We start from the raw sequence: 18,780 nt of genomic DNA, 5'->3' as shown, positions 1-18,780 counted from the left end.
CTTGCCCGACCGGCGTCGGGCAAGCATCAGCGTTACTTCAGCCCTTCAGCCTCAAGGGCGGCGGCAACAGCGGGACGCGCGGCAACGCGCTTCATCCAGACTGCAATATTGCTATAGCCTGCCATATCCAGCTTCACGGCGTACGCCCAGCGCAGCACGGTGAACAGGTAGCCATCGGCGATAGTGAAACGATGCCCGTTAATCCACTCTTTATCTTCCAGGCATTCATTCACGTACTGCATTTTTTTATCCAGCAGCGCGCGGGCGACAGGTTTGTAGTCTTCCGGCGTATCGGGGCGAAACAGCGGGGTAAAGCCTTTATGCAGTTCCGTCGCCACGTAGTTTAGCCACTCCAGCGTTTGATAGCGGGCGATGCTTCCCACCGGTGCCAACAGCTGGCGGTCCGGCACGCGATCGGCGATATATTGCATAATGGCCACGCCTTCCGTCAGCAAAATATCATCGTCCAGCAGCAGCGCCGGCACCTGACCTTTCGGGTTTACCAGCAGATAATCATCCCCGTTTTCGAGACGTTTTTTCATTACGTCAACGCCCTGCAGGGTGAAGTCCAGGCCGCTCTCGCGTAGCGCGATATGCGAAGCAAGAGAACAAGCGCCGGATTTGTAGAACAGTTTCATCGGTAACTCCTCGTGGCTGCGGTTTTCTGTATGTTAGTCCGCCCAGGGGCAAAAAAAAACCGCTAACAGCGCGTTAGCGGTTTAAAGTTTTGGGTTTTCCCGGTGAGCTTAGGCCGTAGCGGTATCGCTGGCTTTTGCCGTTTTATCATCGTCCTGGGTCATGCGGTTCAGCTTCGGCGCCGTCAGCAGCATCAGGATGGCGATAATGCCGGTGGCGACACCGATATGCAGGAATACGCGACCGTAAACTTCCAGCGACATCAGCGGGTCAGTTACGTTATCCGGCACCGCCATCATGTTGGCGACGTAGCCGCCGATCAGGTTGGCGCCAGCGGTAGTCAGGAACCAGCTGCCCATGATGAAGCCCATCAGACGCTGAGGAACCAACTGCGCAACCATCGCCAGACCCAGGCCGGAGATCATCAGTTCACCGATACTTTGCAGGCCGTAGCTGATAACCAGCCAGCTGACGTTCACGATACCTGCGTCGGTGGCAAACTTAGCGCCCAGCGGCAGTACGAGGAAGGCGCCGGAACAGAGGACCATACCAATAGCAAACTTCATCGGCATCGGCAGGGTATCGCCCATTTTGTTGTAGATAGCGGCCAGAATCGGGCTACCGATAATGATCCAGAATGGGTTCAGCGCCTGGTACTGCTCAGGCTCGAAAGCGATGCCCAGCAGAGAGTGTTCAACGTTGCGAATCGCAAAGAAGTTAAGGGAGGTCGGCATCTGGCTGTACAGAACAAAGAAGATAATCGCCTGCAGCATCAGGATGAACGCGACGATCATTTTGCGCCGCGCGGCGCCCTGCATTGCGAAGGCTTCTTTAGCGAAAATAACGATAATACCCAGCGCAACCACGCCCAGCGCCATACGTGCAATACCCTGGTTGTGCAGCAGCCAGGTTGCAATTGCGATGAGAACCACCACGCCAACGATTGTCGCCAGCAGCTTGCCAACCTGCAGCGGGGCGAAGTCAGGCTTCGAGCCGTACTGTTTAACCCAGCGCTGGCAGAAAGTGAAGTTGACAATGGTGATTACCAGGCCGACAAAGCTCAGGGCGAAAGCGACGCTCCAGCCGAACTTTGCCGCCAGCCACGGCGTGGCCAGCATAGAGAAGAAGGAACCGATGTTGATGGACATGTAGTACATGGTAAATGCACCGTCCAGACGCGGGTCGTTCTTTTCATAGCAGGTTGAGAGCAGGGAAGAGGGGTTAGCCTTAAACAGGCCGTTACCGACGGCAATGGTCGCCATACCTATATAGACGATGCCCGCATCGTGCCCGGACCACGCTACCAGGCCATAGCCGATGGCCAGAACAATGGCACCGAGCATAATGACGCGCTTGGTGCCCAGCACCTTGTCGCCCAGCCAGCCGCCAATCGCCACCAGGCCGTAGACCAGGGCGCTAAAGGAGGAGAACAGGGTGATAGAATCCGCTTCTGACATACCCAGTTGTTTAACCAGGTAAACGGCCATGATCCCTTGCAGGCCGTAGAAACCAAAACGCTCCCATAGCTCAATCGAGAAGATGAGATAGAACGATCGTGGTTGTTTGAAAGCGTTCAAGCTGACGCTTTCGGTTGGTTTATTGTTTGCAGTCGACACAAATACCTCTTTTTTTACATCCCATATTAACGGGGGGTGCTCGGGGCGCAATCTTCTCAGACCGCCGCCTTTATAGTTATTCTGGAGGGAAAACGGCAGGTAATGTTCACTATCCTGCCCCTTCAGGCAATAGCTTTGCAATAATCTGTTACACATATTTTGTGCGGAATAATACACCGCATACTCAAATGTTATTCAGAGTTAAATATCAAGGTTTAGTGAATGGAAGCGTTTTTATCTGCCATAGTGGAAAATTTTTCGTATAAAGGCGATATGTTCTGCTGACTGCGCTTGCATCCAGTGATATAGCCCATAATCCTAAAAATTGATGGGTTATTGTGTTGTTATTTAAGTTGAGGGTATTTGAATCAGCAGGTTTGGGTACAATTGAGTTAACAATTATTCAACAACAAAATGACCAAGTGATCCCGATCACAAATGTATAGAAATTTTGACTCTAAAAAAAATGAATAACCTGGCTGATGATTATATAACCGCATAATCACCCGCAACCGGGGCGAAACCATGGCGTGAATGTCGATAAAGCCGGGGGGAGGCAGAGTCATCTCTCCGGTAGGACAATGACTCTGCGCGTCGTCAGGAATAGACCTTCTCTTTATACTCGCAAAGATCTTCTATCAGGCAGGAGCCGCAGCGGGGTTTGCGGGCAATACACGTATAACGACCGTGCAGGATTAACCAGTGGTGGCAGTCGACTTTAAATTCCGCCGGAACCACCTTTAACAGCTTTTCTTCCACCTGTTCCACGTTTTTACCGGGCGCAAATTGTGTCCGATTACAAACGCGGAAGATATGCGTATCGACGGCGATTGTCGGCCAGCCGAAGGCGGTATTCAGCACCACGTTTGCCGTTTTGCGTCCCACACCGGGAAGCGCCTCAAGGGCCGCCCGATCTTCCGGCACTTCGCCATTGTGTTGTTCAAGCAGGATCCGGCAGGTCTTGATAACGTTTTCGGCTTTACTGTTAAACAGGCCGATGGTTTTGATATACGTCTTCACTCCCTCAACGCCCAGCGCCAGCATGGCCGCTGGCGTATTGGCGACCGGATAGAGTTTTGCCGTAGCTTTGTTGACGCTGACGTCGGTGGCCTGCGCTGAGAGCAGGACGGCGATCAACAGTTCAAACGGCGAGTTAAAATGCAGCTCCGTGGTGGGGTGCGGGTCGTTATCCCTGAGCCTGGTGAGGATCTCCTGGCGTTTACTCTTATTCATCCTATGCTTTTCCCGTCACATCAGACGGCGCAATGAGATCGGCTTGCGCCGCTTTGGTTTTGCGCTGTTTGCTACGTTCATCGATGAGGTATTTTACCGCCAACATCATGCCGAGGCCAATAAATGCGCCCGGCGGCAGCATCGCCAGCAGGAACGGCGTATCGGTATGGAATACTTCAATGCGCAGAACTTTAGCCCAGCCGCCGAGCAGGCTATCGGCACCGTCAAACAGGGTGCCGTTGCCGAGAATTTCGCGCATTGAACCGAGCACAAACATTGCGCATGTCGCCCCCATCCCGATGGAGAATCCGTCCAGCGCCGAGAGCGCCGGGCCTTTTTTCGCGGCAAAGGCTTCCGCGCGGCCAACCACGATACAGTTGGTGACGATCAGCGGGATAAAAATCCCCAGAGACTGATAAAGGCCGAACGCGTAGGCGTTAATCAGCATCTGCACGACGCTCACTACCGAAGCGATGATCATCACGTAAATAGGGATACGGATTTCCGCCGGCGTCCAGCGACGCAGGCTGGAAATGGTCAGGTTCGTCAGGGTCAAAACCAGCGTCGTCGCCAGCCCAAGGCCGAGAGCGTTGGTGGCGGTAGAAGTCACGGCGAGCAGGGGACACATCCCCAGCAGTTGAACAAGCGCGGAGTTGTTTTTCCACAACCCCTGAACAATAACGTCTTTAACTTCGCTCATGGTCTAGTCTCCACAGGGAGTGAATGCGGAAATCTGCGCGGGCAGCGTTTGGGCGTACAGGCCCGCGCGCCTGACGGCGTTGACCACCGCGCGAGGGGTAATAGTGGCCCCGGTGAACTGGTCGAAATCGCCGCCGTCTTTTTTCACGGCCCAGTGGCTGTCGTCTTGCCCATGGATCGTTTTACCAGCAAAGAAGGTGATCCAGTCGGAAATTCGGAGCTCGATTTTGTCGCCCAGGCCCGGTGTTTCATGGTGTTCGGTGACGCGGGTACCCAGCACGGTGCCTCTAAAATCGGCGGCTACCAGCAGCTGAATGGCGCCGGAATAGCCGTCCGGCGCGGTGGCTTCCATCACCGCAGCAACCGGCTTCTCGCCGTCCTGCGCGATCCATACTTTATGCTGGCCCTTGCCCAGCTCCGGCGCGCTAACCTGATAACAGCTTTTCAGCAAATCGTTATTGTAGAGAGCGGCTGGCATCACCTGGTCGAATAGGGCTTTTTGCTGTTGGGCGGCCTGGTCTTCAATGGTACTTTTGGTCAGCTCGTTAATCGCTGCCGTCAGCCCGGTAGAACCTGCGGCGAAGAGTGCCAGCGTGATACCGTGTTTGCGCATGCTTTGTAACATGTTCGGGTCCTCAGCGGTGGCCGTACGCGCGCGGGCGCGTGTAGTAATCGATCAACGGAACGGTGATATTGGCCAGCAGGACGGCAAAGGCCACGCCATCCGGGTAGCCGCCAAAGCTGCGAATCAACCATACCAGTACTCCCGCCAGCGCGCCAAAGATCAGGCGTCCGCGATTGGTGGTAGAGGCGGTCACCGGATCCGTCAGGATAAAGAAGGCGCCGAGCATGGTTGCGCCGGAAAGCAGATGTATCTGCGGCGAGGCGAGGCTTCCTGGGGAGAACAGCCATCCCAGGGTGGCGCAAACGGCGAGGCTCAGCAGGAAGCTCAGCGGAATATGCCAGCGGATAGCCTTCTGCCACAGCAGGAACAGACCGCCCGCGAGCCAGGCCACGTTAACCCACTGCCAGCCGAGACCGGCGAGCTCGCCGCCGTAGATCGGATACTGCAGGATCTCGCCAACCGGATGGCCGGCGTGAAGCGACGTTTTAAAGGTATCCAGCGGCGTGGCCTGACTGATACCGTCAATGCCTGTTCGCAGGCTGTTCATATCCCCACCAGTCGCCGTATGGCCGGTGAAAATCATCCACAGCGCGTCGCTAAAACCTGGAACATGGGCGGCTATCTCATGCGGCGGAAGCCAGGAGGTCATCTGGACCGGGAAGGAGATGAGCAGTACGACATAGCCGATCATAGCCGGGTTAAAAGGGTTGTGGCCGAGGCCGCCGTACAGCTGCTTGGCGATGATGACCGCGAACGCGGTCCCCAGCACGACCATCCACCACGGGGCGAAAGGCGGGATACTGATGGCCAGCAGCAGGCCGGTCAGCAGCGCGGAGTTATCGGCGAGGATCGCGGGAATATTTTGTTTGCGCAGTTTAAGGATGGCCGCTTCGGCTCCCCACGCCGTAAGGGCGGCAAGGATAATCTGCAACACGGTACCCCAGCCGAAAAAGCAGGTCTGCACCGCGATGCCGGGTATCGCGGCGAGCAGCACCAGCAGCATAATCCGCGAAGTCTGGCGCTGATTGTGGGTATAAGGGGAACTTGCGATTCTGAAAACCATTTAATCCTCGTTAACTGCCTGCCGGGATGCTTTCCGGGCCTGAACGCGGGCGATTGCTTCAGCGACTGCCGCTTTGCGGGCGTCGTCATTGGCTGCCGACGGGGGAACTGCTTGTTGCTGCTGTTCGGCTTTGCGCGCTTTCGCTCGGGCGATAGCGGCCTCGACGGCGGCTTTGCGCGGATCGGCGTCCGTCGGTTGTTCGGCGCTGGCATCTACCGCCGAAACGGTCTGCTGTTCGGCTTTGCGCGCTTTTGCTCGGGCGATAGCGGCCTCGACGGCGGCTTTGCGCGGATCGGCGGCTGCCGGTTGTTCGGCGGCGGCATCTACCGCCGGAGCCGTCTGCTGTTCGGCTTTACGCGCTTTCGCTCGGGCGATAGCGGCCTCGACGGCGGCTTTGCGCGGATCGGCGGCTGCCGGTTGTTCGGCGCCGGCATCTACCGCCGGAGCCATCTGCTGTTCAGCTTTACGCGCTTTCGCTCGGGCGATAGCGGCCTCGACGGCGGCTTTGCGCGGATCGGCGGCCATCGGTTGTTCGGCGGCGGCATCTACCGCCGGAGCCATCTGCTGTTCAGCTTTACGCGCTTTCGCTCGGGCGATAGCCGCCTCGACGGCGGCTTTGCGCGGATCGGCGGCTGCCGGTTGTTCGGCGGCGGCATCTACCGTCGGAGCCGTCTGCTGTTCAGCTTTACGCGCCCGGGCCTCGGCCTTGCGGGCTTCGCGGGCGGCGATGGCTTCGCTGTTATCCGGTTTGGCGCCGGAGAGCACGATAATCGGCTGCGCCGCGTCACGCTGTTTTTCACGCACCCGGGCAAGGGCGGCGTTAATTGCGTCCTGATCCTTCGCCGCAGGCTGGACCGCGGCCTGCTTATGACGTTCCAGACGCGCCGCTTTATCGCGCTCAAGGCGAGCCTGACGCGCCTCAAAGCGAACTTTGGCCTCTGCGGCGCGTTTCTCTTCTTGCGCGATCGCGGAGATCTCGGCCTTCTCCTGGCGGAAGTACTGCACCAGCGGAATATTGCTTGGGCAAACCCAGGCGCAGGCGCCGCACTCAATGCAATCTGCGAGATTATGGCTGGTGGCTTTGTCGTGCTGCTGGCCTTTGCTGAACCAATAAAGCTGCTGCGGCAGAAGATCGGCAGGGCAGGCGTCCGCGCAGGCGCTGCAGCGGATGCAGCCTTTTTCCTCTTCCGGCTCGCCCAGTTCGCTCGCCGACGGCGCCAGCAGGCAGTTGGTAATTTTCACTACCGGCACGTCGAGCCACGGCAGGGTAAAGCCCATCAGCGGGCCGCCCATAATCACCATCGGGTCAGCGCTCGGGCAGAAACCGGCATCCTTTAGTAAATGGCTGACCGGGGTGCCGAGACGCGCCCAGACGTTGCCCGGACGCGAGACCGCTTCGCCGGTTAGGGTAACGACGCGCTCCGTCAGCGGCTCGCCGTCAATTACCGCCCGTTTCACCGCGTAGGCGGTGCCGACGTTTTGCATCAACACGCCGATATCAGAGGATCGTCCGCCGTGGGGCACCTGCTTGCCGGTGAGGATTTGCGTGAGCTGTTTCGCGCCGCCGGAGGGATATTTGGTTGGGATCACCCGCAGCGACATTCCGTGCGTATCGGCTAATACCGCGCGCAGCATCGAAATCGCCTGCGGTTTATTATCCTCGATGCCGATCAGTACCTGACCAGGCTGCAGAATATGGGCAAGGATACGAATACCCTCAACGATTTGCGCCGCGCAATCCTGCATTAGACGGTCATCGGCGGTGATATAGGGCTCGCACTCGGCGGCGTTGATAATGAGTGTGTCGATTTTATCGCCGCCGCCGCGCAGCTTGGCGCCTGTCGGGAAACCCGCGCCGCCCAGTCCGGCCACGCCAAACTGGTGAATACGTTCAATCAGCGCTTCACGGGATTTATTCTGATAATCGTTCCAGCCATCGCGCTCAATCCAGCGGTCTTCGCCATCGGCATCAATAATGACGCTCATTTCCGTCAGCGCGGAAGGGTGGGCGGTAGAGTGGGGGGCGATGGCCGCCACGATCCCGGACGTTGGGGCGTGCACCGGCAGCATTCTGCCCCAACCGCGGGTCAACGCCTGGCCGCGCAGGACGCGATCGCCCGGCTGCACGCACAGTTCACCTTCCGTGCCGATATGCTGTTTTAGCGGGATGACGAAACGCTGCGGCAGCGACACCTGACGCAGCGGGGTACCGTTGGACTGGGTTTTCATCTCTGGCGGATGGATGCCGCCGTTGAAGTCCCAGACTTTATCTTTGCGAAAAGCGGAAAATAACTTAAACATGTTGTTCCACGGGAATAATGCGTACCGGGATGGTCTGAAGATCCCATTTCCAGGTTTCTGTCGTCGCTGCTACCGGGTGCAGTTCAATACATTGCGTTGGACAAGGCGCGACGCAAAGATTACAGCCGGTACAGAGATCGCTCATCACCGTATGCATGGCGCGAGTGGCGCCGACGATGGCGTCGACCGGGCAGGCCTGGATGCATTTTGTGCAGCCGATGCAGTTCGCTTCGTCTATCGTCGCCAGCATGCGTACAGGTTCGGCTTCTTGCGCGTCGCCGTCTACCGGCTGCGGATCGACGTTCAACAGCTCGGCGATTTTAAGCATTACCGCTTCGCCGCCGGGGGCGCAGCAGTTGATTTTCTCACCCTGGGTCCCCACTGCTTCCGCGTAGGGGCGACAGCCGGGGTAGCCGCACTGGCCGCACTGGCTCTGCGGAAGCAGGGCATCAATTTTTTCCACCACCGGGTCATCTTCCACCGCAAAACGGCGGGAGGCGTATCCCAGAATTAAGCCGAAAATTAGCCCCAGTAGGCTAATGGCGACCACGGCTATCCAGACAGCGTTCATTACAACTTCACCAAACCGCTAAAGCCCATAAAGGCAAGAGACATTAAACCTGCGGTGACCAGCGCAATGGCGTTACCACGAAACGGCGCCGGCACATCCGCGACTACCAGGCGCTCGCGAATAGATGCGAAAAGCACCATCACCAGCGAAAAACCGACCGCGGCGGCAAAACCGTACAGCGCTGATTGCAGGAAATTATGCCCAAGGTTTATATTTAGCAGCGCCACGCCGAGCACCGCGCAGTTGGTGGTGATCAGCGGCAGGAAGATCCCCAGCAGGCGATACAGCGCCGGGCTGGTTTTACGCACGACCATCTCGGTAAACTGCACCACCACGGCGATGACCAGGATAAAGGCCAGCGTGCGCAAATAGACCAGATCCAGCGGGATAAGGATCCAGGTATCAATTAGCCAGGCGCAAATAGAGGCCAGCGTCATCACAAAGGTGGTGGCGAGCCCCATTCCCATAGCGGCTTCCAGCTTTTTGGAAACCCCCATAAACGGGCACAGTCCAAGAAACTTCACCAGCACGAAGTTGTTAACAAGAACAGTGCCAACAAAGAGCAGTAAATAATCAGCCATCATTCGACCTGAAATAGAAAAAGCCGTCTATTATCGAATAAATCGATACCGGCGACAACAGGTTAACTGTGTGGTTATTACGGATTCACAAAGGTCCGTTTAACCCGAGCAGAACGCCTGAAATAGGGTGCAAGCAGCGCAGCGGCGAGAAGGGGGAAAAGCAGCTGGCGCAGCGCGAGCGCGTCAGAAATCGGGGAAAAGGCAAAGGCTTTTACCGCCAGCAGCAGCGTGATCAGCAGCCAGATGATGTAGTGTTTCGGCACCCCTTTCCGCCGCTTAAAAAAGGCGATGGTCAACCACAGCGTGTAGTACCACATGGCGATGGCAAAAGCTAAGGAAGCAATCCACAGAGCGAGATGTTCGGCACTCATATTGCCCAGCAATGTATAAGTCTGGGAAGAGATCAGAGCCTTAGCAAAAAAAAGCAGCGACAATGAGGCGCTAAGCAGGGCTACCAGGAGCCATGCCAGCGGCGCCAAAAGCCATCCGCCAATACGTTCCACAGAGTCAGAGGACATTATTACTCCCAAATTCAACGCCAGTTATAAATAAAAGCAGGGCGGAAGTATAAGCAACTGGCGTGAATGATGACAGTCTTTATTGCACGTAGCGCCACACGGACTTGGGCACTTCGCCGATGTTGAACAATTTGCCGCCAGAAACCAGCTCCGCCCGGCGATGGTCGGCCGCGCGATACATGTTGACGATCTCTTCGTTATCGGTCAGGGAATAGTTAAGATGATCAAAAAGTTTTTCCAGACTTTCCAGCGAACTGATTTTACGAAATTTTAATAAGTAGTCCTGAACGGTCATTTGCGTATCCATTTTATAATCGGAATAAATTAAGTTGAATATACCCATATCGAGTAAACCTGTTCTCAACCGGCAGTTCCTTTTTAAGATAAACTGTATGGAATTATTTCGGTTGTAAATACCTGTGACAAGAACAGACGATGTTTCCGGCCTGGTAAAAATAAATTTAGGAGTATTCCAGAACTAAATCAGGCGCCGGAAGGCGCCTGGGAGAGAAGATTAACGCTGTTCGCCTCGGCTGGCAATAACGTTTTGGTACCAGAAAAAGCTCTTTTTCCGTTTACGCGCCAGATTTTGCTGGTGATCGACATAAACGAACCCGTACTGTTTTTTATAACCGTTCAGCCAGCTCAGCAGGTCAATAAAGGACCAGGGGTAGTAGCCGCGCACGTCGGCGCCAAGTTCCAGCGCTTTTTCCAGCGCCGTGATATGGCTGCTGAGGTAGTCAATCCGCAGGTCGTCGACGATTTCGCCATCGATAATGGGGTCTACCGCTCCTAGCCCGTTTTCGGTGATATAGATCGGAATATCACCGTAGCGCGCTTTAATCATCATGATCCCGTCGGTTAAGCCCTGAGGCCAAATTTCCCAGCCCCATTCGGTATAGGTGCTTTGCGGGTTGCGCACGAAGTAGAAGAGCCCGTCAACTCCCGGCTCGCCGCCGGTCGCGACTTCAGGAGGCTGCGCCGACACGGTTTCACGACGGTAGTAGTTCAGGCCGATAAAGTCACAGCGGTTGTCACGCAGTAGCGCGTCGTCTCCCGGTTCAAAGACCGGAACCCCCCACAGCGCCTGGGTCTGCTGCAGTAGATCTGCGGGATAGCCGCCTTTTAATACCGGATCGTAGAGCCAGTGGGTATGAATGGCGTCCGCCATCTCTGTCGCCCGCTTATCTTCCTCACTGTCGGTTAGGGCAGTGTGCGGCTGCAGCACGTTGACAAATCCTATCTCCCCCGCGACGGCCATTTCACGAAACGCTTTGACCGCCAGCGCATGGGCGATAAAGACATGGTGGCAGGCCTGAATGGCCCGAGCCGGGTCCCGCACCGCAGGGGGATGGATGCCGTTAATATAACCGTGGCCAATAAAAACGATCGTCTCGTTAAAGGTGGCCCACAGTTTGACGCGAGAGCCAAAACGTTGATAGCAAAGACGCGCGTACTCAGCGAAGGCTTGCGCCGTGCTGCGCGCCTCCCAGCCGCCTTCATCCTGAAGCGCCTGGGGAAGATCCCAGTGGTACAGGGTAATCATCGGCTCAATGTTATGCGCCAGCAGTTCGTCAATCAGGTCGCTGTAGAATTGCACACCCGCCTCATTCACCACGCCGCGGCCGGTGGGCAGCAGGCGGGGCCATGAAATAGAGAAGCGATAGCTTTGCAAACCCATTTCCGCCATCAGCGCCACGTCTTCGCGAAAACGATGGTAGTGGTCAACGGCGACGTCACCGGTCGTCCCCTGATACGTGGTGCCAGGAAGGTGGGAATAAGTATCCCAGATAGAAGGGCCTTTGCCGTCGGCATCGTGTCCGCCTTCAACCTGCCAGGCTGCGGTAGCGGCGCCCCATAAAAAGTGTTGCGGAAATCCGGACATGAAAAAACTCCTTATCGATTGATAAAGAGAGTGTAATCAATGCGTGTGCAACTATGCAACCGGTTTCAGAAACCGGTTGCATAGTTGCGAAGCGGGTCACTGTTTATTTCGACAGCGGCTTCGTCTGAACAACATCAACGGAAGGCGGGGACTGGTAGTTATCAATATGATGAGCGATAACTAAAAGCAGGGCCGAAACGCCCAAAACAATCCAGCCAATAAGTTCTACAATACGGTTAAAAACGTTTTCCATAACACTACTGCTAATTGTGAAACCAGACTGAAATGGTACTCAACGACTCAAGTAACGCAAGTGTTACATGATCTTAGCGGCGCAAATGGCGTAAAGCTGAGCACCGTTGCGGGTTAAAAGAGTGAGCAAGCCGCGGCATCAACGCGGCCACCATCTTCTTATTAAGAGGGCAGAAAAATGAGCGACGCTATCCGGGTAGGATTAATCGGTTACGGCTATGCGAGCAAAACCTTTCATGCGCCGCTCATCAGCGGTACGCCGGGGATGATGCTGGCTGCGGTCTCGAGCAGCGATGAAAAGAAAGTGCTGGCCGACTGGCCTGCGGTGCAGGTGGTGGCTGCGCCGCAAGCGCTTTTTAGCGATCCCAATATCGATCTGGTGGTGATCCCCACGCCAAACGATACCCATTTCCCGCTGGCGAAAGCGTCGCTGGAAGCGGGTAAGCATGTGGTAGTGGATAAACCTTTTACCGTGACGCTGGCACAGGCGCGCGAGCTTGAAGCCATTGCCAAAAGCGAGGGGCTATTGCTTTCGGTGTTTCACAACCGCCGCTGGGACAGCGATTTTCTGACGGTGAAATCGCTGATTAATGAAGGGTTGCTGGGAGAAGTGGTCTATTTTGAGTCGCATTTCGACCGCTATCGACCGCAGGTGCGTCATCGCTGGCGCGAGCAGGGCGGGCCGGGCAGCGGTATCTGGTACGATCTTGCCCCGCATCTGCTTGACCAGGTGGTAAACCTCTTCGGGCTTCCGGTCAGCATGCAGGTCGATCTGGCGCAATTACGGCCTGGCTCGCAGTCCACCGACTATTTTCACTCGGTCTTAACCTGGCCGCAGCGCCGGGTGGTACTGCACGGTACGCTGGTGGCCGCCGCGGAAACGGCGCGCTTTATCATCCACGGTTCGCGCGGAAGCTATGTGAAATACGGTCTTGATCCGCAGGAAGAACGGCTGAAAAGCGGCGAGCGCCTGCCGCAGGAAGACTGGGGATACGATATGCGCGATGGGCTGCTGACGCGGGCCGAAGGCGAGGACATAACCGAAGCGTCGTGGCTGACGCTACCGGGCAACTATCCGGCCTATTATGCCGCCATTCGCGATGCGCTTAACGGGGTCGGCGTTAATCCGGTTCCGGCAAGCCAGGCGATTCAGATAATGGAACTGATTGAGCTGGGGCTGGAGTCGGCCAGGCATCGGGCGACGCTGTCTCTAAATTAGGCCGCTTTGACGAAACGAGGCGGCCAGCCCCTGGCTTAGCAGAACCCCGCGTTGCCACGGGGGTAAACATCAAGCCTGCTGCACGCGCTGAATCAGCGCCGCTTTTTCCTGGGCGCTTAAAAAGGCGAGCTCCAGACCATTTCTCTGCGCCTGGCGAATTTGCTCGCGGCTTAAACCGGCAGCCGGGGCGGCGAAGGTGTATTCGTGGATAATATCGACGCCCTGAACGGCGGGGTCGTCGGTGTTAATGCAGGCCAGCACGCCGTGTTCGAGGAACGTTTTCAACGGATGCTCGGCCAGGGATGGCACGGTACTGGTCTGAATATTGGAGGTCAGGCAGGACTCAATACCGATTCGCTGCGCGGCGAGATAATCCATCAATGCCGGATCCTGCACCGCCTTCACGCCGTGGCCGATACGCTCGGCCCCCAGTTCGCGAATCGCCTGCCAGATGCTTTCCGGGCCAGCGGCCTCGCCCGCATGGACGGTGATGCGCCAGCCGGCATCGCGTGCGCGGCGGAAGTGATCCATAAACAAGTTTCCCGGGAAGCCCAGCTCATCCCCGGCGAGGTCGAGGGCGGTGATGCCATCGCGGTGGGCGAGCAGAGCCTCAAGCTCTTCCTCGCAGGCCGCCTCGCCGAAGGTGCGGCTCAGGATGCCGATCAGGCGGGCTTCAACGTTAAAGTCGCGGCTGCCTTCTTTCACTCCGGCGATCACTGCCTCGACAACGCCAGCAACGGGCAACTGGTGGGTCATCGCCATATAGCGTGGAGAGAAACGCAGTTCGACGTAGTGCAGGCCGTTTCGCGCGGCATCTTCGAGGTTTTCATAGGCGACGCGGCGGCAGGCTTCCAGCGAGGCCAACACTTTTACCCCCCAGTCGAGCTTAGCGAGGAAGCTGACGAGGTCGGGCTCATTGCTGGTGACCTGCACGTGAGGACGTAAAGTATCGAGGGTGTCTGCCGGGAGTGCGAGATTAAACTGGCGGCCAAGATCGAGAATAGTTTGGGCCCGGATATTACCATCGAGGTGGCGATGGATGTCGGTTAATGGCAAAGTTAAATCAATCATGGTCGCACTCTTTTTTTAGTTAAAGTGCGCGCCATTGTACATCAGAACGATAAATGGTTTAAAGGGGAGAAAAATACCGAACAATCCAGGGAAAAACGGTGAGAGGAGGGAAGATTACCCTGTCAAAAAGAGGAATGACCAAATCGCTCATAGCAAAACGCTATTAATCATAGTCAATCAGTATTTAATTTCGCCCGTGAGATTTTCTATAGTCTCAGGCGCTGGTTTTCCTGCAATGAATGGCAGGCAATTTTAAAAAGGACCCTGGGAATATGGTTTTCACGTTAAAAAAAATCGCGGTACCGCTGGTTGTCGCAAGTTCACTACTGCTGGCCGCCTGCAAACCTGGCGAGGACCCCAACCACATCAAGGTGGGCATTAGCGCGGGCGTCGATCAGGAAGTATGGGCGGTGGCGCAAAAAGTGGCGAAAGAGAAATATAACCTCGACGTAGAGGTGGTGACGTTTAATGATTTCGTTCTGCCCAACGAGGCGTTGAATAACGGCGATCTTGATGCCAATGCTTTCCAGCACAGGCCCTATCTGGACAAACAGATCCAGGAGCGCGGCTATAAGCTGGTTCAGGTTGGCACCACGTTCGTTTATCCGATAGCGGCCTATTCGAAGAAAATCACTTCGATCGATCAGCTGCCCGATGGCGCGCAGGTCGCGGTCCCCAACGACCCGACCAACCTCGGACGCTCTCTGCTGCTGTTACAAAAACAGGGCCTGATTACGCTCAAGGATGGCGTGGGTCTGCTGCCCACTTCGCTGGATATTATCAACAATCCGAAAAAGCTAAAAATCGTCGAAATCGAAGCGCCGCAGCTGACCCGCGCGCTGGACGACCAGCAGATAACTATGGCGATCATCAATACCACTTTCTCCAGCCAGGTTGGGCTGTCGCCGTCGCGCAACGGCCTGTTTGTGGAAAGCAAAGATTCGCCTTACGTTAATATCTTTGCCAGTCGTATCGAAAACAAAGACAGCGAAAAGGTGAAAAACCTGGTGAAGGCCTACCAGAGCGATGAGGTCGCCGCGGCGGCTGAACGGCTATACAAAGGCGATGCGGTGAAGGGCTGGTAAAGACACTCGGCCAACTCTGACCGCGTGCAGTCACGATTATTGCAGCCGGTAGCGACCCGCTACCGGCTTTCCTGGCTACTTTTGAATCAAATAGCGGATGGTTGGCCCGTCCTGCTGGATGTCGAGCACGGTGTAGCCGTGGTTTTTGGCATCCAGCGGGATATTGTTAATCGACTGCGGACAGTCGCTGACCACTTCAAGTATCTCGCCTTTCTTCAGCGAAGGCATGGCTTCCAGCGTGGCGATGGCCGGATAGGGGCAGGGTTCGCCAACCATATCGAGGCGATAATCGGGAACGAAAGTTTTCATACGCTTTCCTTAACGGCCGAGGGGACGAGAGATTGGCGGCGGAAAAAACGTTTTTCCCAGCCAATCACCAGAATCAGCGCGATCAGCAGCAGAAGATAGGTCACCAGCAGGCCGCCGAAGGGTCCGAAGGTCGCCAGCAGGTTGATTTTATCCCAGCTTGTGGCCAGCGCCGGGGAGAGCCCGTCCCAGTAGTATGCGAGGATCGTTGAACCGATCACGTTGCCCAGCCCGACCCACCAGTAATGCACCTGACCCTCCACCGCGCGGTACATCCAGCCGGTTTCGCAGCCGCCCGCCAGGACGATGCCAAAGCCAAACAGCAGGCCGCCGATAACCGCATTAGGGCCCGCCCACATGATTTTCGGCTCCATACCCAGCTGCACGTAGCTGAAGATGCCAATAGCGCTGGCGGCCATACCGAAGATAATCGCCTTCGCCATATTGGTGCGCCCGGTGATCCACATATCGCGAAAGGCGGAGGTAAAGCAGATCTGCGCCCGTTCGATAAGCAGGCCAAACCCTACGCCAAACAGCAGCGCCAGGCCGAGCTTCGGCTGGTTCGCCGCGGTGAGCAGGCCCCAGGCGATCATGGCGAAAAAGACCACCATCCCGAGACGGAACCGGCGCCGCGCCTGGTCAGGTTTTTGCGTCAGCGGCGACGCCTGCGATACTTTCTGCATTTTTACCGGAATACGAAAGATGGGCAGTAAGGTAAAGCGCGCGCCGAACCAGGTGCCGATAGCGGTAGCGATGGCGAAGAACCAGGCGTGAAGAGAAAACTGCGGGATACCGGTAAAGAACGCGGCCAGATTGCAGCCCATCGCCAGGCGCGCGCCGAAACCGGCAATGATCCCCCCGGCGACGGCCTGCAGAATGCGGATCCGGCTGCGGGGGAAGCGCAGCTTCACGTTATTCGCCCACAGCGCGGCGGCGAAACAGCCGCCGAACATGCCGATGATCATCATGCCGTCGATACGGGTGAGCGGGGTGCCCTCAAGATGAATGAGTTTATAGTAGCCCCACTCTTCGCTGTGCACGCCGGCGAGCTGCAGCAATTGCCCGCCCCAGCGGGTGAATTCGCCGGTGACGGCCCAGAAAGTGCCGGTAATACCGAAGTAGTAGGTTGAGAGAATACCCGCGGCGATAACGGCGGGTACCGGCGACCAAAATTTAATCAGCCACGCCTGTTTGAACTGTTGCCATGTCATGAAGATGCCTCTGAACTCAGAAGGTATATTACCCGTGCGGGTTAAAGAGCAGCGATAATACGCGGCTTATTAGCTGAAAACGCTCGATGGGATCAAATTGACCGATAAAGAAAATACAAAAGGCCACACCTGGGTGGCCTTTCACGCCCGCCGATCCGCGGTCAGATCTCGGTGACGGTTTTGGCGATTAGTTAAAGCCCAGGCGAATAAGATTCAATGGGCAATATAATTCCTGATGGCCGTCTATTTCCACGCAATCGGCGCGACGGATCTGCTCCGCCGTTTTACCCTCGGCGTGGATGGCTTTGATGACGCCCGTCGCGCCGCTGTCAGCCACCATAACCATGCTGCCGGTAGAGATAGCGTTACGGTTACGATCGTAGGTGTTCATATTTTATCCTCCTGATGAAAGCTTTGACGGGAATTAAAAACGGCATTTAAATACACCTTTGTGAAAGGGTTTTTTTTGAGTCTCGTCAAAATATCGGCTAATTATGCGGGAGGACGGATGAGCGAGCGGGGAGACGGAAATTCAGCGAGAGCAGCGGCGGTAAATAATCGCGCGATGCTGCGCCGCCGTTTGATAAATAGATCGTGCACGCCGGCGGCGCGGTAAAATAGCGCGGGATGATGATATTTCCGGCTTAATTTTAAGCCGCGAAAAACCGGCTGCGATATTGACCTCTGAGCTAGCGGACAGGCCGCTAGCGCGTTGGCGGTCGGCGCAACGCGGCGATTAACCCCCGTACGCCTTTTTCCAGCTTCTCTCGCGGACAGCCGGCGTTCAGGCGGACAAAGCCCTTACCCTCTTCGCCATAGGTGTCGCCTGGCATAATGGCGACCTTTTGCTCCTCAATGAGCGCTTTTTGCAGGGCGCGATCGTCAACCCCCAGCGGCCGCAGATCAATCCACGCCAGGTAAGTTGCCTGCGGCGGCTGCCAGTTAAGCTCGGGAAACGCCTGGTTCAGCTCACCGGCGATGTAGCGCATATTGTCCTGCAGATATCCGCGTAGGGCATCCAGCCAGGCCGCCCCCTCGCGATAGGCGGCGATATGCGCCACCAGCGCCGGCACGGAAGGGGAAGAGAGGCCATCGCGGCTCTTCAGAGCGTGCAGATAGCTTTCGCGCGCGGCCGCGTCGTCAATCAGCCCGTATGCGCCGGTAAACGCCGGAATGTTGAAGCTTTTCGAACCGGAGGTAAAGAGCGCCCAGGGGCTGCGCGCCACCTCGCACCACGGGATGTGCTGATGCCCGTCCCACACCATGTCCATATGGATCTCATCGCTGATCACCTTCACGCCGTGTTTTTTACACAGCCGCGCCATGGTTTCCAGCTCTTCACGGGTCCAGACCTTGCCGGTGGGGTTATGCGGACTGCATAGCAGCAAAACGGTATTGCGCGGCTCGGCCAGTACCTGTTCAAGCTGCGCCATATCGCAGCGCCACTGGCCGTTGTCGAGGGTGAGCGGGACCGGGGCGACGCGCCGCTGATTGCCTTCGATAGTTTTATAAAAGGCGTCATAGGCCGGAGCGTGGACCACAATACCGTCTCCCGTTGCCGACCACTGGCGAATCATCTCCGCGACCATATAGATAACCGACGGGCCGTACACCAGCGCTTCGCGATCGATTGAGCTATGAAAACGGCTGGCGAACCAGTGGCTCACCGCGCCGAGGAACTCCTCGTTTTTCCAGCGGCTATAGCCAAAAACGCCGTGCGCCAGACGTTTGCTGACGGCATCAAGAATGCAGGGGGCGGTGGCGAAATCCATATCGGAGATAGTAAACGGCAGCAGGTCGGCTGCGCCAAAGCGATCGGCGACGTAATCCCACTGAGTACACCAGGTGCCATGACGGTCGACCGGCGTGGAAAAATCAAACATCTGCACTTCCTTCATTATGAACCCC

20 protein-coding genes are annotated in these 18,780 nt (G+C 56.6%); 2 read left to right on the top strand and 18 right to left on the bottom strand.

The window, feature by feature from the left end; genetic code table 11:
- Positions 1-32: 32 nt before the first annotated feature.
- From gstA to blr, 13 genes are all read right to left on the bottom strand, one after another.
- Positions 33-638: a glutathione transferase GstA gene (gene gstA, locus IYV58_RS15280; protein WP_049114135.1), complete on the bottom strand. Its 606-nt coding sequence runs from the start codon at positions 636-638 to the stop codon at positions 33-35.
- 108 nt (positions 639-746) lie between these two features.
- Positions 747-2,252 (bottom strand): dipeptide/tripeptide permease DtpA, encoded by a 1,506-nt coding sequence (dtpA, locus tag IYV58_RS15275; protein ID WP_032741813.1) that lies wholly within the window; start codon positions 2,250-2,252, stop codon positions 747-749.
- A 597-nt stretch (positions 2,253-2,849) separates the two neighbouring features.
- The gene (gene nth, locus IYV58_RS15270; protein ID WP_172880666.1) at positions 2,850-3,485 is read right to left on the bottom strand and encodes an endonuclease III; all 636 of its coding nucleotides are present in this window, start codon (positions 3,483-3,485) and stop codon (positions 2,850-2,852) included.
- A 1-nt stretch (position 3,486) separates the two neighbouring features.
- A complete protein-coding gene (locus IYV58_RS15265; RefSeq protein ID WP_004119536.1) occupies positions 3,487-4,185 on the bottom strand; it encodes an electron transport complex subunit E in 699 nt (232 codons plus the stop codon).
- A 3-nt stretch (positions 4,186-4,188) separates the two neighbouring features.
- Positions 4,189-4,809: an electron transport complex subunit RsxG gene (gene rsxG / locus IYV58_RS15260; RefSeq protein WP_004119539.1), complete on the bottom strand. Its 621-nt coding sequence runs from the start codon at positions 4,807-4,809 to the stop codon at positions 4,189-4,191.
- A gap of 10 nt (positions 4,810-4,819) precedes the next feature.
- Positions 4,820-5,872, bottom strand: a complete 1,053-nt coding sequence (gene rsxD, locus IYV58_RS15255; RefSeq protein WP_195729115.1) for an electron transport complex subunit RsxD — start codon at positions 5,870-5,872, stop codon at positions 4,820-4,822.
- Entirely contained in the window at positions 5,873-8,173 is a 2,301-nt protein-coding gene (gene rsxC / locus IYV58_RS15250) for an electron transport complex subunit RsxC (protein WP_195729114.1), read from the bottom strand. It lies immediately after the preceding gene.
- The gene (gene rsxB, locus IYV58_RS15245; protein ID WP_004119550.1) at positions 8,166-8,744 is read right to left on the bottom strand and encodes an electron transport complex subunit RsxB; all 579 of its coding nucleotides are present in this window, start codon (positions 8,742-8,744) and stop codon (positions 8,166-8,168) included. Before rsxB ends, rsxC begins: the two co-directional genes overlap by 8 nt.
- Positions 8,744-9,325, bottom strand: coding sequence for an electron transport complex subunit RsxA (gene rsxA, locus IYV58_RS15240; RefSeq protein ID WP_004102633.1), 582 nt, complete (start codon positions 9,323-9,325; stop codon positions 8,744-8,746). The genes rsxB and rsxA overlap by 1 nt, the downstream gene beginning before the upstream one ends.
- 77 nt (positions 9,326-9,402) lie before the next feature.
- Positions 9,403-9,843 (bottom strand): DUF2569 domain-containing protein, encoded by a 441-nt coding sequence (locus tag IYV58_RS15235; RefSeq protein WP_004119552.1) that lies wholly within the window; start codon positions 9,841-9,843, stop codon positions 9,403-9,405.
- Between the two features lie 79 nt (positions 9,844-9,922).
- Positions 9,923-10,138 carry a transcription modulator YdgT gene (ydgT, locus tag IYV58_RS15230; protein WP_004134363.1) on the bottom strand — a complete coding sequence of 72 codons (216 nt, stop codon included), beginning with the start codon at positions 10,136-10,138 and terminating at the stop codon, positions 9,923-9,925.
- A 219-nt stretch (positions 10,139-10,357) separates the two neighbouring features.
- Complete coding sequence (locus IYV58_RS15225; RefSeq protein ID WP_142468998.1) at positions 10,358-11,728, bottom strand: GH1 family beta-glucosidase; 1,371 nt, start codon at positions 11,726-11,728, stop codon at positions 10,358-10,360.
- A 103-nt stretch (positions 11,729-11,831) separates the two neighbouring features.
- Positions 11,832-11,981 carry a division septum protein Blr gene (blr, locus tag IYV58_RS15220; protein ID WP_004119556.1) on the bottom strand — a complete coding sequence of 50 codons (150 nt, stop codon included), beginning with the start codon at positions 11,979-11,981 and terminating at the stop codon, positions 11,832-11,834.
- Positions 11,982-12,158: 177 nt separating this feature from the next.
- Here blr and IYV58_RS15215 point away from each other — a divergent pair, with 177 nt between their 5' ends.
- Positions 12,159-13,199, top strand: a complete 1,041-nt coding sequence (locus IYV58_RS15215; protein WP_195729113.1) for an oxidoreductase — start codon at positions 12,159-12,161, stop codon at positions 13,197-13,199.
- 69 nt (positions 13,200-13,268) lie between these two features.
- On the opposite strand, the gene add is transcribed toward IYV58_RS15215, so the two are convergent.
- Positions 13,269-14,270 (bottom strand): adenosine deaminase, encoded by a 1,002-nt coding sequence (gene add / locus IYV58_RS15210; protein WP_004119571.1) that lies wholly within the window; start codon positions 14,268-14,270, stop codon positions 13,269-13,271.
- Between the two features lie 272 nt (positions 14,271-14,542).
- Between add and metQ the strand changes: the two genes are divergently transcribed.
- The gene (gene metQ, locus IYV58_RS15205; protein ID WP_004119573.1) at positions 14,543-15,355 is read left to right on the top strand and encodes a methionine ABC transporter substrate-binding lipoprotein MetQ; all 813 of its coding nucleotides are present in this window, start codon (positions 14,543-14,545) and stop codon (positions 15,353-15,355) included.
- Positions 15,356-15,430: 75 nt separating this feature from the next.
- Here metQ and yedF read toward each other — a convergent pair whose 3' ends face one another.
- The 4 genes from yedF to IYV58_RS15185 form a co-directional block, all read right to left on the bottom strand.
- Entirely contained in the window at positions 15,431-15,664 is a 234-nt protein-coding gene (gene yedF / locus IYV58_RS15200; protein ID WP_004134369.1) for a sulfurtransferase-like selenium metabolism protein YedF, read from the bottom strand.
- On the bottom strand, positions 15,661-16,872 hold the full coding sequence (gene yedE, locus IYV58_RS15195) for a selenium metabolism membrane protein YedE/FdhT (protein ID WP_004119578.1): 1,212 nt from the start codon (positions 16,870-16,872) through the stop codon (positions 15,661-15,663). The genes yedF and yedE overlap by 4 nt, the downstream gene beginning before the upstream one ends.
- A gap of 187 nt (positions 16,873-17,059) precedes the next feature.
- On the bottom strand, positions 17,060-17,263 hold the full coding sequence (gene ydfZ, locus IYV58_RS15190) for a putative selenium delivery protein YdfZ (protein WP_004119580.1): 204 nt from the start codon (positions 17,261-17,263) through the stop codon (positions 17,060-17,062).
- A gap of 313 nt (positions 17,264-17,576) precedes the next feature.
- Positions 17,577-18,755, bottom strand: coding sequence for a MalY/PatB family protein (locus IYV58_RS15185; protein WP_087828193.1), 1,179 nt, complete (start codon positions 18,753-18,755; stop codon positions 17,577-17,579).
- Positions 18,756-18,780: the final 25 nt, after the last annotated feature.

Origin of the sequence: Klebsiella sp. BDA134-6, assembly GCF_015601345.1 — a bacterium.
Lineage (GTDB): Bacteria > Pseudomonadota > Gammaproteobacteria > Enterobacterales > Enterobacteriaceae > Klebsiella > Klebsiella grimontii.
This window is presented reverse-complemented; position numbering and strand designations above follow the sequence as displayed.

Bases quoted from the DNA above. Each gene is read 5' to 3' on its own strand.
- metQ (WP_004119573.1), top strand. From the start codon at position 14,543: ATGGTTTTCACGTTAAAAAAAATCGCGGTACCGCTGGTTGTCGCAAGT.
- blr (WP_004119556.1), bottom strand. From the start codon at position 11,981: ATGGAAAACGTTTTTAACCGTATTGTAGAACTTATTGGCTGGATTGTT.
- gstA (WP_049114135.1), bottom strand. From the start codon at position 638: ATGAAACTGTTCTACAAATCCGGCGCTTGTTCTCTTGCTTCGCATATC.
- add (WP_004119571.1), bottom strand. From the start codon at position 14,270: ATGATTGATTTAACTTTGCCATTAACCGACATCCATCGCCACCTCGAT.
- yedF (WP_004134369.1), bottom strand. From the start codon at position 15,664: ATGAAAACTTTCGTTCCCGATTATCGCCTCGATATGGTTGGCGAACCC.
- IYV58_RS15225 (WP_142468998.1), bottom strand. From the start codon at position 11,728: ATGTCCGGATTTCCGCAACACTTTTTATGGGGCGCCGCTACCGCAGCC.
- IYV58_RS15235 (WP_004119552.1), bottom strand. From the start codon at position 9,843: ATGTCCTCTGACTCTGTGGAACGTATTGGCGGATGGCTTTTGGCGCCG.
- nth (WP_172880666.1), bottom strand. From the start codon at position 3,485: ATGAATAAGAGTAAACGCCAGGAGATCCTCACCAGGCTCAGGGATAAC.
- rsxD (WP_195729115.1), bottom strand. From the start codon at position 5,872: ATGGTTTTCAGAATCGCAAGTTCCCCTTATACCCACAATCAGCGCCAG.
- IYV58_RS15215 (WP_195729113.1), top strand. From the start codon at position 12,159: ATGAGCGACGCTATCCGGGTAGGATTAATCGGTTACGGCTATGCGAGC.
- rsxA (WP_004102633.1), bottom strand. From the start codon at position 9,325: ATGGCTGATTATTTACTGCTCTTTGTTGGCACTGTTCTTGTTAACAAC.
- rsxC (WP_195729114.1), bottom strand. From the start codon at position 8,173: ATGTTTAAGTTATTTTCCGCTTTTCGCAAAGATAAAGTCTGGGACTTC.
- yedE (WP_004119578.1), bottom strand. From the start codon at position 16,872: ATGACATGGCAACAGTTCAAACAGGCGTGGCTGATTAAATTTTGGTCG.
- IYV58_RS15185 (WP_087828193.1), bottom strand. From the start codon at position 18,755: ATGTTTGATTTTTCCACGCCGGTCGACCGTCATGGCACCTGGTGTACT.
- ydgT (WP_004134363.1), bottom strand. From the start codon at position 10,138: ATGACCGTTCAGGACTACTTATTAAAATTTCGTAAAATCAGTTCGCTG.
- rsxG (WP_004119539.1), bottom strand. From the start codon at position 4,809: ATGTTACAAAGCATGCGCAAACACGGTATCACGCTGGCACTCTTCGCC.
- ydfZ (WP_004119580.1), bottom strand. From the start codon at position 17,263: ATGAACACCTACGATCGTAACCGTAACGCTATCTCTACCGGCAGCATG.
- rsxB (WP_004119550.1), bottom strand. From the start codon at position 8,744: ATGAACGCTGTCTGGATAGCCGTGGTCGCCATTAGCCTACTGGGGCTA.
- IYV58_RS15265 (WP_004119536.1), bottom strand. From the start codon at position 4,185: ATGAGCGAAGTTAAAGACGTTATTGTTCAGGGGTTGTGGAAAAACAAC.